The organism is Gracilibacillus oryzae (genome assembly GCF_009498735.1).
Classification (GTDB): domain Bacteria; phylum Bacillota; class Bacilli; order Bacillales; family Amphibacillaceae; genus Gracilibacillus; species Gracilibacillus oryzae.
The window spans coordinates 44342-59687 of record NZ_ML762448.1 but is presented as its reverse complement, the minus strand read 5'-3'; the positions used below and the strand labels follow the sequence as shown (position 1 = coordinate 59687).

Sequence of the window (15346 nt, the reverse complement as noted above, 5' to 3'; positions counted from 1 at the left end):
GTCCGATGGAATACAGGACAAAGGCCGCCTAGATCATTTTTATTATTACCACTGTCTACTTGACAGGGGGCAGTTCACAATGTATCCGGGTTTTTTTCATAAAATAATGATTCATATTTCGCTCCGTCTAAATACTTCGCTTTCACCACTGGCATAATTACGTATTCATAATTCCCTCTCCATGTGAACCATTTCCATTTCATCTTGTTCATCTAATACGATGGAAAATCCTTTCTTTTTCCAAAAAGGGAAGCCTCCAGGCAGAAACTTGTGGGTATGAAGATAGAGCGTTTTATATCTGTCATTATTTTCGCAGAATCGTAAGGCTTCTTCAAACAGTAATGACCCAATTCCCATTCTTCGGTAAGCACTATCCAAATAGCACTTGGTAATTTCCGCTGTTTCTTCTAAATCAAACCTGTCCTTTATTGTTTCGATTCTGTTATCGTATCTTTGAACAGCGATTGTTCCAACTAGTGTCCCGCCTTCAGTGAAAGCACCTGCAAAGAATGCATCATCCTTGTTTATATAAATTTCTTCCATATTAAAAAGCTGTGTTCGTGATGCTTCTCCTAATTCAAATGGGAAAACTTCATGAAAAATCTTCAATACAAATTTAATTGCTTCAGGAACGTCATCTTTTCTTATCTCTCTTATCACAACTTTTTCTTTCGTTAATTCCATCAATCTTCGACTCCTTCTGAGCGGGCGATAATAATTCCTTTGAAACTGGATGTTTCATCTCTTCCACATTTGCAGCATCAGACAATTGTTCTGCAATTTCCCCGTGGTCCATAACAATGAACTGATTGGCTATATATTTTGTCGCATGCATATCATGAGAAATAAATAGATAAGAAAGCTGGAACTTCTGCTGCAATTTAATAAGCAAATCTAATACCTGCACTTGGGCAATTGTGTCTAAACTGCTGACTACTTCATCTAAGACAAGTAATTCAGGTCTGAGTGCCAGCGCTCTGGCAATATTGATTCTTTGCAGTTGACCGCCACTAAATTGGCCAGGATATTTATAAGCATCGGCAGCTTTTAAATTGACTTCCTCCAACAGCTCCTTCACTTTATCCTCCGTTTGTGCTGTATTCCATTTTTCGTAATTTTCCAATGGTTCTGCAATACTTTTTCCAATAGTCATTCTTGGATTAAGTGCACTATACGGGTCCTGAAACACCATTTGAAAGTGTCTTCTCATTTTTTTCAAGCTATTTGCATTTAATTCAGACAAGTCCGCCCCTTTAAAGATGACTTGCCCGGCATCCGGCTTCTCCAATCCCATAATTACTCGAGCCAGCGTACTTTTTCCACTACCGCTTTTTCCGATAAGACCTGTACAGATTCCAGGCTCTAACGTTAAAGAAACATCTTGAAGTGCATTTATTTGCTTTGCCTTTTTCCATGGCATCACTTTTGCAGTTTTATAACTTTTGGAAATATTCTTTAATTCAAGTAAGCTCATGGTTTTTCCCTCTTTAAACGAATACTTGCATCAATTAATTGCTTTGTATAAGAATGGTTCGGTTGTCTGAATACATTCACTATTGAACCTTTTTCCACCAGCATCCCATTATGAATAACAGCAACTTCATCAGCTAAGCGGGAAACAACATGAAAGTCGTGTGAAACAAGCAGCATACTTGTATCATATTCCTCTTTCATTATCTCAAGCTGATGTAAGATATGATCTTCTGTGACCTTATCAAGAGCTGTTGTTGGTTCATCGGCAATGATAAGAGATGGCTGTAATGATAAGGTAATCGCAATTAACACACGCTGCAGCATCCCGCCACTAAGTTGGAATGGGTATTGTGAAATTAAATCAGAGGGATCAGCAAAATTCATCTTCTCCAAGTAGTAGATTGCCAGCTCTTTTGCTATTTTTCTTGTGAGTTTCTGATGAGATCTCATTGATTCTACCATGTGTTCCCCAATGCTAATGATCGGGTTAAAGGAGGCCATCGGATTTTGGGGAATGAGAGCAATCTCTTTTCCACGGATTTTTCTTATCTTTCTCTCAGGCAGCTGCAGTAAATCTGCACCATTGAAGTGAATACTGCCAGTAACGGAAAACTTATCGTGTAAAAGGCTTAAAACAGAGAGGCTTGTCAATGTTTTACCAGAACCGCTGCCACCGACAATACCCAGAACCTTTCCTTTTTCCAAATCGAAACTCACATTATGAATGATTTGGTTTCTCGTATCAGACCCATGTTCTTGAAGATAGATATTTAAATTTTTAATAGATAACAGCTGCTCTGTTGACATTTCACCCCTCCTTATTTACGATCGAATATATCTCTCAGTTTGTCACCAAATAGATTAAATGCCATCACCACAATAAATATCATCATTCCCGGGTAAATCATTAGGGAAGGATGGCTTCTTAGAAATTGTCTGCTGTCATTAAGCATGGCACCCCATTCTGCAGTCGGCGGCTGAATACCAAGACCCAGGAAGGAAAAGCCGGCAATATGCAGAAGAACTGTCCCGATATCTAATGTTGCAAGAACAATGATTTGCGGAATAATACCTGGCAATAAATGACGAGTAATAATTTTCACATTCGATGATCCTAGCATTTTGGCGGCTGTTACAAAGTTCTGTTCCTTATAGCTCAATACCATACCCCTGATGATTCTGGCATAGGTAACCCATTGAATAAGGATTATGCTAAGGATTAAATTAAACAATCCAGGGCCCATAATACCGACAAATGCCAATATCAGGACAAGGCCAGGAAATGCCATGATAATATCACAGAATCGCATAAAGAAATAATCAATACGCCCGCCCTTATAGCCTGAAATGGTACCGATCACTATGCTTATCACCATCGTAACAGCTACCACTAGTACCGAACTTCCTATCGATACTCTTGCACCATAGATCAGTCTTGATAAAATATCTCGGCCCTGATGATCTGTACCCAACAGGAAATCTTTAGAAGGGCCCTGTAATCTTACCGCAAGATTAGTCAGATTTGGATCATGCGGTGCAAGGTATGGAGCAAAAACTGCGACAAAAGCCATCAATACAATGATCGCACCGCTAAACACTAATAATTTATTATTCATTATCTCTTTTATCATTTGAGCTGATCCCCTTTCAATCTGATTCGAGGATCCAAATAAGCATAGATAATATCGACAATTAAATTAATCAATACAAAAATGATGGTCATCAGCAGGACACAAAACTGGATGGCCGGAAAATCCCTGTTTACGATAGCTGAAACAAAATACCTGCCGATGCCCGGCCATGCAAAAACATTTTCCGCAATGACTGTTCCAGCAAGCATATTTCCAATACTTATACTAAAAGCAGTGATAAAAGGCTGGGAGGCATTTTTCAATACATGCTTCCCTATGACGACTCTTTCTTTTAACCCCCTGCTTCTTGCATACATAACATATGGCTGATTCATAAACTCTAAGATCCCTGACCGCAAGAGCCTTGTAAAGGTAAAAGTATATACGAGACACATGGTAACAGCTGGTAACACGATGTGAACAAAAGTCCCTCTGGATCCAGAGGGAAACAGACCTAATTTAAAAGAGAAAAAATAGATTAACAGAAAGCCTAACCAAAAGGAGGGCATGGATGCCCCCACATACGCGAGTATTCGACTCACTTGATCAAAGAGACGATCTTTATAAACAGCAGATAATATTCCGACAGGGACACTGATAATAAGTGTCAATACTATTGCAGCCAACGTTAACTGCAAAGTAGGCCATAAATAATAGATCGCCTCTTCAAATACTGGATCTCCTGTGATAAACGACTCGCCGAAGTCGAGCTGAAAAGCATCAAGCAGCCAGATAAAATACTGAACATACAACGGTTTATCAAGCCCTAACTCTTTGCGGATATGTGCAGCCGCCTCATCTGTCGGAGGGATCTGTGATAAACGGAGATAAGCCTCTGCCGGGTCTCCCGGGACTAAATGAATAAGCAAAAAGGTAATGATGGATGTTCCAAGTAAGATAGGAATCAGATTAATTATCCTTTTAAAGATAAATGGGATCATTATTTCAGATCAATTCCTTGTGTTGGTAAGATATAATTCATATTAGGGAATTCTACCCCGCTGACATAATCATGATAAACAGCTATGTTGGAAGAATAGGAAATTGGTAAATAAACCGCCTGTTCATGCAGTGTACCTAATATATATTTATACAATTCCTGTCTCTCTGTTTTATCTGTCGTTAATAAAACCTCACCTATCTTCTTATCGATTTCTTCCTTCATTGGCAGCCCGAGCTGTGCTTGATAATCAGCATGTGCAGGCTTTCTCATCGAAGAAAGATACGTGTGCGGTTCATATGGCGCGCCCCATGTTGTATTAAAGATCAAGTGGAAGTCTCCATCTTTTTGCCGATCAAGATAAGACTGGTTTTCTACACTGTTGATATGAAGACGAATTCCTACCTTCTCCAGATCTCCCTGCAATGTTTCTGCAATTGACTTTTGGATATTGTCAGTTGCCTCAATAACTAAATCCAGTTCCAGTGATTGTCCGTCTTTTTCTCTTAAGCCTGTTTCTTCATTAAGTTTCCAGCCTGCTTCCTCTAAAAGGCTTTTTGCTTTTTCCACATCATATCCATATGGGTTCAAATCAAGGTCACTATATGGCACGTTTGATGCAAATAAGGTATCTGCCTTTTGCTCTGTTCCATAAAAAAGGTAGTCAATTACCGCTTGCTTATTGAAGGCATGCTGGACTGCCTGACGAACAGCAAGGTCTTTCGTTATTTCTTTATTCGAATTAATCGCGATTGTTCTTGTAGCGAGCGGATTGGATATTCCTGTCTGATAGTTACCTGAATCTTTCAGGAATTGAAAAGAGTCCAAACTGATTAAACCTGTTCCTAAAATAAGATCAATCTCTCCATTTTCAAATGCTATAACCCTTGACTCGCCATCTGGAATAATCTTTACTTCTAATTCCTCAATTTTAGGTTTTTCACCCCAGTAAAATTCATTCTGTTTAAATACGGCCACTTCATCCTGTTTATATTCACTTAATACCCAGGGGCCAGTACCAATTGGTTGTTTTATCCCTTCGGCCGTATTCCCGTCTTCCGGGAAACCTGCCTCACCCAAAAAGCGGAACGGCCTTACAAGCGTTAAATCCTGAAGCAATGGATAGTACGAATTTTTCAGTGTTATTTTAAATGTTGATTCATCAATAATACTCGTATTTTCGATTTGATTGATTGCTTCTATCCAATTATGTCTTTCCGCATTACTTAAAATCGCATCGAAATTCTTTTTCACAATACTTGCATTGAACTCAGAGCCATCGGAGAATTTGATACCCTCTCTTAAATGAAAAATATATTCCTTGCCGTCCTTTGATATATCCCATTCTTTTGCCAACCCTGGTTCAATTTTCCCTTTCTCTCCATAACGGACCAATGACTCGTAAACCATATCTTGAGCATACATTTCATTCGGAGCATACATATGTGGATTAATCTCTCCAATATCTTTATTCCATGAGATAGTAAGCTTCTTCACTGTATCTTCTGATTCCTTTGTATTTCCTATATTATTATTACTGCATGCAACAAGGCTTATTATTAAAAAAATGACCAGGAATGCTATCTTACCGTTGCCTAAATTCATTCTTTCCTTTTCCCTTCTATCTATAAATTAAAAGTATGGAATTCTTCATTGTAAATCTATTACTACCTTATATTAGTAACATAGAAATGTAAATAAGGAACAATACGAATTCATTTAATTTTCAGAACAGATTTCATAGCTGTCTGTTTTAGCAGGCTTTAGAGTCAGAATTTCAATTCATGTCAAACCTATAGCTTTTCGTTATACCCTATTTAATAAAGCTATTTTTACTTTCTTATGCTTGTTGTTACAATAGAATAGTTCCTTACAATAGAATAACACCGGAGTTGATTTAGATGTTTCTCTTTTTATATTTTGTAATCGGGTTATCTGCCTCTACTATTGGGGCAGTCGCGGGTCTTGGCGGGGGTGTGATTATAAAACCGTTGCTGGACCTATTAGCTGATTATGATCTGGCTACTATCGGCATTTTATCTGCAGCAACTGTATTATCCATGGCTGCCATCTCTCTTATTAATTTCAGAAAAAATAAAGAAATAACGATAGATAAAGTAACTAGTTCTATCGTTGCGGCAGGATCCATTATCGGGGGATTTGCAGGAAAAGCAATGTTTAACTATATCGTCATCTCACTTCATATCACTACTATTACAGCAATTATTCAATCAGCAATACTGGCTGGTTTACTTTTATTTATCTATATTTATTTAAAAATGAAACATAATTTGAAGACTTTTATGTTAAAAAACAGGACGATCATCTTTGGTGTCGGATTTTCACTCGGATTTCTTTCTGCATTTCTTGGAATTGGCGGCGGTCCGCTGAATGTAGCCATTTTATGCCTGCTCTTCTCTATGACCATTAAAGAAGCCGGAATCAACTCCATTTTCATTATCTTTTTTTCACAGTTGGCTGCCTTACTTCTTGTTGCATTCACGACAGGTTACGGGAATGCCGATTTATCCATGCTCTACTTTATGATTCCAGGCGGTATTATCGGAGGAATGATTGGTTCCAATGCCGTTTCAAAACTGAATAATATGCAAGTACAAAAAATATTTAATGTTAGTATCATTATGATTATCTGTATTAATTTATATAATATTGTCAATACAGCTTTCTGATTAACTTACAATTAGTTCTTTCCAGATTGCTACTTTCTCTTGAAAAGTTTTGGTATAACGACCCGGGATCGGACTTGATGAAGGAAGTTTCCTTACATCATACTGATTCATTAAATGGGGGAAATGCTTCTGAAAAGTTTGATAGGACTTTACACCATTGCAACCTATCTTCTGAATATTTGGGTATTGACTAAGCAAATCATGCAACGGGTTAGGCTCAGCCTCTATTATTTTGGAATCTAAGCTCCCTTCCCTGTAGCATGAGCCGATCGTATCCCATAGAGCAATTCGTTTATCCTGTAAGAATTCTATCTTTTCGTCATAGCTTTCGATTTCCTCTTGGTCAAAGATAGTAAATAATATTGGCCAAAAATGATTTTGTTTATTCCCATAGTATTGCTGTTTTATTAAAGATTGGCGACCTGGAATGGATCCAAGTATTAGAATTCGGGAATGTTTGTCGATGATAGGATCTAAAGCGTATATTTTCTGATTATTCATAAGAATTCCAACCCTTCTAAAAATATATATTATTAGTTTTCCCGCTATAAGTTTACCTAATCATAGCGGGATCCCTGATAAAGCAATAAGAAATGAAAAAAGGCAGTCAGAGCATCCCCTGATTGCCTTCTTCCTGTTCATTAAGCAAGACTTACTTTTTCCTGGCGGTAGATCACTCTTAAACGTACAAAGAAGCCAATCGCAGCCCCGGTCAAACCAAGTGTAATCCCAACCCAAAATCCAGCTGGGCCTAGTTCAGTAAAGGCGGCGAGTAAATATCCAGAAGGAATGCCAATTATCCAATACGAAACAAACGCGATATAAAATGGGACTTTTACATCTTTATACCCGCGTAGAACACCTTGAAGACTGGCCTGAGCTGCGTCAGACAGCTGATACATTATAGCAATAAGAAACAACTGGCCCGCTACCAGCACTACTGCAGGGTCTGATGTGTAAAGATAGGCAATCGGTTCTCGGAAAAGCAATAGAATAACAGATCCCAAAGCCAGAAATCCGATAGCACTGAGTACTCCAATAAAAGAATATTGCTTAGCTGACTGCAATTGCTTTCCGCCGATAGAATATCCAACCACTATCGTTATTGCCATCGAAATACTAAGGGGAACCATAAACAATAAGCTGGTAAAACTGATGACAACTTGATTTGCTGCAATTACCGTTGTTGAGAACATGATTCCAACTAACAATGTGACAACAGAGAAGATACTTGCCTCAAAAAAAATAGAAAGACCGATTGGTATTCCAATGGACAGCTGTTCTTTCCAGGCTTTTATAGATGGCTTTACCCACTGAATAAACAATTTATATTCTTTCACAGCATGAATTTTAAATGTCATGATAATACTGACAATTAATATAATCCAGAAGGTAATACCAGTGGCATATCCAGCCCCAATTCCCCCCAGTTCAGGCATACCGAATTTACCGAAAATCAAGCTGTAATTTAACAGAACATTAAATGGAACAGCCAATACAGTGATAATCATCGTTATCCGTGTATATCCTTGCCCGTCAAAAAAGTTCCGTATCACATTAGATAAAAACAATGGAATAATTCCAATAGATAGTCCTACTAAGTAATGAAAAGCAATATATTGCACATTTTCTTCGAGATCCATCAAGTTCAAAACAGGTCCAAGGGCAATTGCACCGATCAAAATGATCATCACTCCGAGCATAGCAGCCAGAAAAATGGCCTGTGTGACAGTGTGATGGATTTTATGCCGTTCATTTGCACCCATGAACTGTGCAATGATTGGTGTAATAGCAAGCATGACGCCATTCATTCCAGTGAAAACAGGTGACCAGAGACTAGCTCCGATAGCAACCCCTGCAAGATCCTCTGTCCCAACGCGGCCAGACATCATTGTATCAACAAGATTCATTGCTGATAAACTGACTTGTGTAATCATGATAGGTAACAATATTTTAATAAATAATCTAATTTTCTCTTTAAGTGATTCTGCATGATACATAGTTATCCCCCTTACTTCTACGCTGTCTTTAAACTGCGCTGGTAACACCAAGCCAATATATTTGCCAAGATGCATGCAGTTTTCGATTGGTACGCATCTCATCCCCATAAATCAGTTCCACACCTATAGCATCAACGAGACTGGAATATGCCATAGCGGCAATGGCCGGATCCTGTTCTATTTCTCCTTCATTGAAAGCATGTTGAAATCGGTCCAAGTATAACTGATCCACTTGATCAATGTATTTATATAGATAAGTTATCACTTCATTATATAAGTGGTATGGAGGAATGGATGTATTACGCAGCCAGAATTTCAAACGATTGTCATGATGAAACCGGCTGGTAAAGTTCTGCAATGACTCCCAGAGCAACTCCTTTAATGTATGACTGGCATTTGCCTTTAGATATTCTTTTTCTCTCTTTATTTCATCTGCAAATGTTTCTTTTAATACTTGAATAAACAAATCATCTTTCCCTTTAAAATGAGCATAAATGGACTGTTTTTTTATCCCTACTTGTTCAGCAATATCTGCAAGTGATGTCCCTTCATAGCCGTGTAAAGCAAATAAATTAAGAGCTTCTTGTTTAATAGCTTGAGAAGACATACAAACACCTCCTTACGAACGGTCGTCAGCTAATACTATCAGAACCAAAAATGAATGTCAATGAACAAATCATCTCTCTTATAGTTGCAACCTCCCAATGTTTTAGAGTGATACAAAAAGGGAAAAAATTCTATCCTACTTAAATTTATTATTACCAGTTGAATCAAAGGAATCGGAAAGGATGGCAATAACATGAAATTTGGGCTAAGCCTTTTATTCATCATTGGATTTGTAGCTATCCATTTACTCTCCAGGAGAATGAAGTTTGTAAGAATGGTACCAAGGAGCAGGTTCCTCTCCATAGTTGGAGGCATCTCTGTTGCATATGTGTTTCTGCATTTACTACCAGAGCTTGGAGAATACCAAGAGCACCTTTATGGAGATATTGGCAATGCGTTCTGGAGCTTTCTCGAACATCACATCTACTTAATTTCTATGTTAGGGCTTGCCTTCTTTTACGGACTGGAAAAAATCGTTAAGCATTCAAAGCGTAAAAATAGCAAGAAAACCAAATCTTCAACTGGTATTTTTTGGTTGCATATCGGTTCATTTACTATTTATAATAGTATTATTGGCTATTTGATGATTCGAGAGGAATTTTCCGGAGCTTGGGGCATGTTCTTTTTCTTTGTTGCGATGGGTGTACATTTCATTACTAATGATAAAGGCTTATGGGAAATCCACAAGGAAGACTATGAAAAGTATGGAAGATGGCTTTTGGCAGTTTCGATTATTGCAGGTTGGGGTATTGGAGCAATTTCAGAAGTAAATGAATTAATTATTTCCTTTTTAGTTGCCTTTATTTCTGGTGGAATCATCTTGAATGTGATGAAAGAAGAGCTGCCAGAGGAAAGGGAAAGCAGTTTTACAGCATTTTTCATCGGACTTTTTACCTACTCTATTTTACTGCTGTTATTATAATAAGGATAATGTCACGTCTGCAATAAAATGAATCTTTGACCAGTATGGGGTATGACACTGATTATTAGCGAAGCTTATCAGGATCCTTAGCGTATGTTACCCCCGCTTACTTCCCTTGTGTTATGAGAAACTTGATGTCAGAGAGATTACAGACGGATAGCAATGTGATAAAATTTAGATGGACTGCTGCTCAGTGCAGTAGTATACCTTATACAACTTTATTTAAACGGAGGTTTGGTAATGGGAAAACGAATTCTACTCTTTTTATTGACTAACATTCTTGTTATGACAACCATCGTCATTGTTTGGACACTTATTACAAGTTTCACGAATATTGATGGATCATATTATACAGGAGGACAAGGCTTAGGTATTGATTACACAACTTTAATTGTGTTTAGTATCGTGATTGGTTTTACAGGTGCATTTATCTCCCTTGCAATGTCACGCATAACTGCAAAATGGATGATGAAAGTAAAAGTAATCAAACCTGATTCGCCGTCTTCTGCCCAGGAACAAGCTGTATACGAAAAAGTAGAGCGCCTGTCACGTGCTGCAGGCTTAACTCATACACCAGAAGTTGGAATATATCAATCAAATGAAGTAAATGCTTTTGCAACAGGTCCAACTAAAAAACGGTCTTTAGTAGCTGTTTCACAAGGTCTGCTTGATACCATGGATGATGAAGCTGTAGAAGGTGTTATCGCTCATGAGATTGCTCATATTGCCAACGGAGATATGGTGACAATGACATTGCTGCAAGGGATTGTCAACACCTTTGTCGTATTCCTTTCAAGAGTTGCTGCATTGATTGTTTCACGTTTTGTTCGTTCCGAAATACAGTGGCTCGTACAATTTATCGCCATTATTGTTTTTCAAATATTGTTCTCTATTCTTGGCAGTCTTGTTGTCAGCGCCTATTCAAGACGAAGGGAATACCATGCCGATAATGGTGGTGCAGCAATTGCCGGCCGTGATAAAATGGCCCATGCCCTCCGCTCATTGCAGGCATATATTGACAGGGCTCATCTAAATGACCGTGCTGATGATTCTGCCATCCAGACGATGAAGATCAGCAGCAAACGAAGCTTTATCACGCTTTTCTCTTCACACCCTCCACTTGAGGAAAGAATTGCGAAACTAGAGCAGAGATAAGCAAAATACTAAGTAACTAGACCATACTATAATCCAAACGATCCTGAACTCGTTTGGATTATTTAGTGTGCTGGAAGATAACAAGAATAGTGAATTCAAAAGTAATAAACCCGGATACTAAGTGGAGCCAGAATAAGAAGACTATAGCGAGAACATAGCTAGATCACTTAAGGTATAACTATATACTATTAATATTTATGATTTAATCTATTCCTTCTTTGTTGGACATTTGTTCGTTTGCACACCAAATTCCACTTCGCTTTATCCTATGCCGAACTTTAGTCTGATAGTTGAACACGATGTATTATGGCAGAGTATTGTTTCAACCTGTTTACTTTGATTTTCCCAACCATTTCTATTACTATAGAAGAAAAAATGGACAAGGAGAGATAAGGATGAACTTAACTGTATACTTAGCAGGACAAATTCATGATAATTGGCGTGAAGAAATAGCGAATTTAGCTGATGAGAAGCAATTACCTCTTACTTTTGTCGGGCCGCAAACAGACCATGACCGTTCAGACAATATTGGAGAAGAAATTCTCGGGAAGCAGCCTGATTCTTATTACAAAGATAATGCTGCTTCCGATATTAATAATTTCCGCACACAAGTATTGCTGCAAAAAGCAGACATTGTGATTGCCCTTTTCGGGGAAAAATATAAACAATGGAATACAGCCATGGATGCAGCGGCGGCCATTGAAATGAACAAACCGACCATCCTTGTACGCCCTTCATCATTAATCCATCCATTGAAGGAATTATCGAACAAAGCAAATGTAACAGTAGAAACACTGGAACAGGCGTTAGAAGTTATACACTATATTTATGATTAATACATTTTCTTATCAAACTGTTTCAAACACAAGTGACATTATTTAACACCACAAAAGAATTTGACATGGCTTAATGATCATGATACATTTTATCTACTAATATTTCATCACCAATGGATTGTTACTGATTTGATCAGGCATTACCATGTCAAAATACACTTCCGTATTTTTAGAATGCGTTTGAAAAGTGGGGGAATGACCATTGAAGTATATTAAAGCCTTTAACAACAATGTGGCTTTAGTAGAAGATTCCTCTGGGCTTGAGTGGATTGTTATGGGTACAGGTGTCGGCTTCCAGAAAAAGAAAGGGGATCCAATTGAGGATTCTTCTATCAGACGTAAATTTGTTGCTGAACAATCTTCAACTCGAAAACCTTTGTTACAAGTATTAACAGATATGGATTCCGAGGTTTTAGATGTTTCTGTTGAGGTTATTAAGAATGCCGAAGCACAACTAGAGGTTACTTTTAACAACAATATTTATTTAACACTTGCCGACCATTTGAACTTTGCAGTCAAGCGAGCTCATGAAAGCATTGATTACGCAGACACTAACCGTTGGGAAGTTAAGAATTTATATCCAAAAGAATACCAAGCAGCAAAAGATGCGATTCGTCTTGTGTTTGATCGTCTAGATGTCCTGTTGCCCAAAAGTGAGGAAACATTTATAACTTATCACTTTGTAAACGGACAGCAGACAAAAAGGACGAAAATTGAAGAAACATTGAAAATGACAGAAGTGATTAACCGCATCATTGAAATTGTACAGTACCATTTCCAGCTTAAGCTTGATGAAGAATCATTAAACTATACACGCTTTATTACTCATTTACGCTATTTCTTTATCCGTCAGTACAAACAGGAATCAATTGATGGAGAAGAGATGGACAAAACACTTTTAGAAGTAGTCAAAAACAAGTATGACAAAGCATACCAAGCTGTTGAGAAGATTGCAGCACTACTAAAGCAAAAATATGGCTGGACAGTTTCATCAAATGAAAAGCTTTATCTAACATTGCATATTTGGCGCGTTACCAATCGTCAGAAAAATGAATAGAGTCATAGTGGATTGTTACTAATATAAAATTAGGCATTACCCAAACAGACAAAGTGCAGCGGCACTTGTCTCGTTTGGGTATTTTTTTTTACTAAAAAACAGAAGCTATGGATTAGAAGAGCGTTCAGTTTAGGAAAAAGCAAAACAGGCAATTAAGCCTTACATTAAAAGGAGGAAGACAGATGGCTTCAAATAAAGAAGTTGCAAAGCAAGTCGTTGAGAAAGTCGGCGGAGCAGGAAATGTTAATAATGCATGGCATTGCGTTACACGACTCCGCTTTAATTTAAATGATAAAAATAAAGTACAAGTGGAGGAAATCAGAAATATTAATGGTGTGATGGGAGCACAATTCTCTGGTGACCAATTCCAGGTCATCATTGGTAATCATGTTACCGATGTGTTTGAAGAAGTGGAGTCACTTGTAGGTGGCAGCACTAATAATGGCGGCGGACAGAAATCAGGAGAAAAACAAGGGCCTGTATCTCTTGTAATGGATTTTATATCAGGTATTTTCACTCCGATTTTACCGGCCTTAGCAGGTGCTGGTTTATTAAAAGGTTTTCTTGCGCTATTCGTGACAGTAGGGTGGTTGTCAAATGAAAGTGACACGTATGCCATTTTAAATGCAATTGGAGACAGTGTATTCTACTTCTTGCCATTCTTTCTGGCTGTATCAACTGCTAAAAAAATGCGTACAAATGAATATCTAGCATTAACTGTCGCGGGTACCTTTATGTATCCTACACTTATAAATGCCTACAATGCTTTACAAGCAGGTGAAGCACAGAAAGACGCGTTTGACTTTTTAGGACTCGGTATTATAAATATTCCTGTTATTGGTTATGCGCAAAGTGTTATACCAATCATTCTAAGTATTGTTTTATTAAAATATGTCTTTGATTTCGTGAAAAAATATATTCACTCTTCCATTTCCTTAATGTTTTCACCGATGATTTCGTTTTTAATTGTAATTCCGATTTCACTATGGTTAGTTGGACCTCTTGGCACCAATATAGGTAACCTTGTAGCAGATGCTTTTGCTTGGTTATTTGATTTCTCAGGCATTATAGCAGGTGCTTTATTAGCAGGTTTTATGCCACTAATTATTATGACAGGCATGCATTATGCTTTTACACCTTTAGTAGTGCAAAGTATTTCGAACTTTGGTTATGATAATGTCGTCATGCCCATGATGTTCCTCAGTAACATTGCGCAAGGTGGAGCTGCACTAGCTGTCTTTGTGCTAAGTAAAAACAAACAAATGAAACAGTTAGGATTGTCCAGTGGTATATCAGCAGTAATTGGTATTACGGAACCAGCCATGTATGGGGTAAATATGAAACTGAAAAAGCCGCTTATATTAGCAATGATCTCAAGTGGTATTCTTGGTGGAGTTGCTGGTTACTTCGGCTTTAAGGCATTCCAAATCGGCGGTATTATTGGCGTTTTCTCTATTCCGATTTTCGCTGATCCTAACGGAGATGCTTTCAACATTATATTAGCTATCATTCTATTCGCCCTGGCTTTAATCTTACCGTTTATTCTGGTATTGATTTTCCGCTTTAAAGATGTCCCAGCAGAAGAAGCTGCGGTAGAAGCTACAGAGGGTGAGGCAAAACAAGAAGAAGAGAAAGAAGATACAAAAGCAAGAGCAAATGAGCCACTCGGGAAAGAAGTAATGGTTAAATCTCCGCTAAGTGGTAAGATTGTACCCTTAGCAGAAGTATCAGATCCAACCTTCTCTCAAGAGATTATGGGTAAAGGGATTGCAATCGAACCTGATGAAAATCGTGTGGTTTCTCCGATCGCAGGAAAAGTGACTGTCTTCCCTGACTCTAAGCATGCGATTGGGATTGAGGGTGACAATGGAGAAGAAGTCTTGATTCATATCGGAATTGACACAGTTTCATTAAAAGGCGAGCACTTCACAGATTTTATTAAAGTAGGAGACCGTATAGAGGTTGGACAGAAATTGGTTGAATTTGATCGGGAAGCAATTCGTGAAAAAGATATTGAAACTGTCACAATGATCATT

At 38.0% G+C, this 15346-nt stretch carries 15 protein-coding genes; 6 read left to right on the top strand and 9 right to left on the bottom strand.

The features are described 5' to 3' along the window. Nucleotides 1-165 precede the first annotated feature (165 nt). From F9U64_RS19605 to nikA, 6 genes are read right to left on the bottom strand one after another with little or no spacing between them, the layout of a single operon-like run. Nucleotides 166-684, bottom strand: coding sequence for a GNAT family N-acetyltransferase (locus F9U64_RS19605; protein WP_153406593.1), 519 nt, complete (start codon nucleotides 682-684; stop codon nucleotides 166-168). Beyond that, complete coding sequence (locus tag F9U64_RS19600) at nucleotides 635-1474, bottom strand: ABC transporter ATP-binding protein (RefSeq protein WP_153406592.1); 840 nt, start codon at nucleotides 1472-1474, stop codon at nucleotides 635-637. The genes F9U64_RS19605 and F9U64_RS19600 overlap by 50 nt, the downstream gene beginning before the upstream one ends. Further along, on the bottom strand, nucleotides 1471-2280 hold the full coding sequence (locus F9U64_RS19595) for an ABC transporter ATP-binding protein (RefSeq protein ID WP_153406591.1): 810 nt from the start codon (nucleotides 2278-2280) through the stop codon (nucleotides 1471-1473). The genes F9U64_RS19600 and F9U64_RS19595 overlap by 4 nt, the downstream gene beginning before the upstream one ends. Before the next feature lie 11 nt (nucleotides 2281-2291). Beyond that, nucleotides 2292-3104: a nickel ABC transporter permease subunit NikC gene (nikC, locus tag F9U64_RS19590; RefSeq protein WP_153406590.1), complete on the bottom strand. Its 813-nt coding sequence runs from the start codon at nucleotides 3102-3104 to the stop codon at nucleotides 2292-2294. After that, nucleotides 3101-4045: a nickel ABC transporter permease gene (nikB, locus tag F9U64_RS19585; protein ID WP_153406589.1), complete on the bottom strand. Its 945-nt coding sequence runs from the start codon at nucleotides 4043-4045 to the stop codon at nucleotides 3101-3103. The genes nikC and nikB overlap by 4 nt, the downstream gene beginning before the upstream one ends. Next, nucleotides 4045-5649, bottom strand: coding sequence for a nickel ABC transporter substrate-binding protein (nikA, locus tag F9U64_RS19580; RefSeq protein ID WP_153406588.1), 1605 nt, complete (start codon nucleotides 5647-5649; stop codon nucleotides 4045-4047). Before nikA ends, nikB begins: the two co-directional genes overlap by 1 nt. A gap of 296 nt (nucleotides 5650-5945) precedes the next feature. Here nikA and F9U64_RS19575 point away from each other — a divergent pair, with 296 nt between their 5' ends. Next, nucleotides 5946-6734, top strand: a complete 789-nt coding sequence (locus tag F9U64_RS19575) for a TSUP family transporter (RefSeq protein ID WP_153406587.1) — start codon at nucleotides 5946-5948, stop codon at nucleotides 6732-6734. On the opposite strand, the gene F9U64_RS19570 is transcribed toward F9U64_RS19575, so the two are convergent. From F9U64_RS19570 to F9U64_RS19560, 3 genes are all read right to left on the bottom strand, one after another. Continuing rightward, nucleotides 6735-7235, bottom strand: coding sequence for a DNA-deoxyinosine glycosylase (locus tag F9U64_RS19570; RefSeq protein WP_153406586.1), 501 nt, complete (start codon nucleotides 7233-7235; stop codon nucleotides 6735-6737). 140 nt (nucleotides 7236-7375) lie between these two features. Further along, nucleotides 7376-8734 (bottom strand): MATE family efflux transporter, encoded by a 1359-nt coding sequence (locus F9U64_RS19565; RefSeq protein WP_153406585.1) that lies wholly within the window; start codon nucleotides 8732-8734, stop codon nucleotides 7376-7378. Between the two features lie 28 nt (nucleotides 8735-8762). After that, the gene (locus F9U64_RS19560; RefSeq protein ID WP_153406584.1) at nucleotides 8763-9341 is read right to left on the bottom strand and encodes a TetR/AcrR family transcriptional regulator; all 579 of its coding nucleotides are present in this window, start codon (nucleotides 9339-9341) and stop codon (nucleotides 8763-8765) included. 192 nt (nucleotides 9342-9533) lie between these two features. Here F9U64_RS19560 and F9U64_RS19555 point away from each other — a divergent pair, with 192 nt between their 5' ends. The 5 genes from F9U64_RS19555 to F9U64_RS19535 all read left to right on the top strand — a co-directional run. Then, nucleotides 9534-10262: a hypothetical protein gene (locus tag F9U64_RS19555; protein ID WP_153406583.1), complete on the top strand. Its 729-nt coding sequence runs from the start codon at nucleotides 9534-9536 to the stop codon at nucleotides 10260-10262. 240 nt (nucleotides 10263-10502) lie between these two features. After that, nucleotides 10503-11417 carry a protease HtpX gene (htpX, locus tag F9U64_RS19550; RefSeq protein WP_153406582.1) on the top strand — a complete coding sequence of 305 codons (915 nt, stop codon included), beginning with the start codon at nucleotides 10503-10505 and terminating at the stop codon, nucleotides 11415-11417. A 395-nt stretch (nucleotides 11418-11812) separates the two neighbouring features. Then, entirely contained in the window at nucleotides 11813-12253 is a 441-nt protein-coding gene (locus F9U64_RS19545) for a YtoQ family protein (protein WP_153406581.1), read from the top strand. A gap of 202 nt (nucleotides 12254-12455) precedes the next feature. Beyond that, the gene (locus F9U64_RS19540) at nucleotides 12456-13310 is read left to right on the top strand and encodes a PRD domain-containing protein (protein ID WP_153406580.1); all 855 of its coding nucleotides are present in this window, start codon (nucleotides 12456-12458) and stop codon (nucleotides 13308-13310) included. Between the two features lie 182 nt (nucleotides 13311-13492). Continuing rightward, the coding region (locus tag F9U64_RS19535; RefSeq protein WP_194287447.1) for a beta-glucoside-specific PTS transporter subunit IIABC at nucleotides 13493-15346 on the top strand (1854 nt) is incomplete at its 3' end.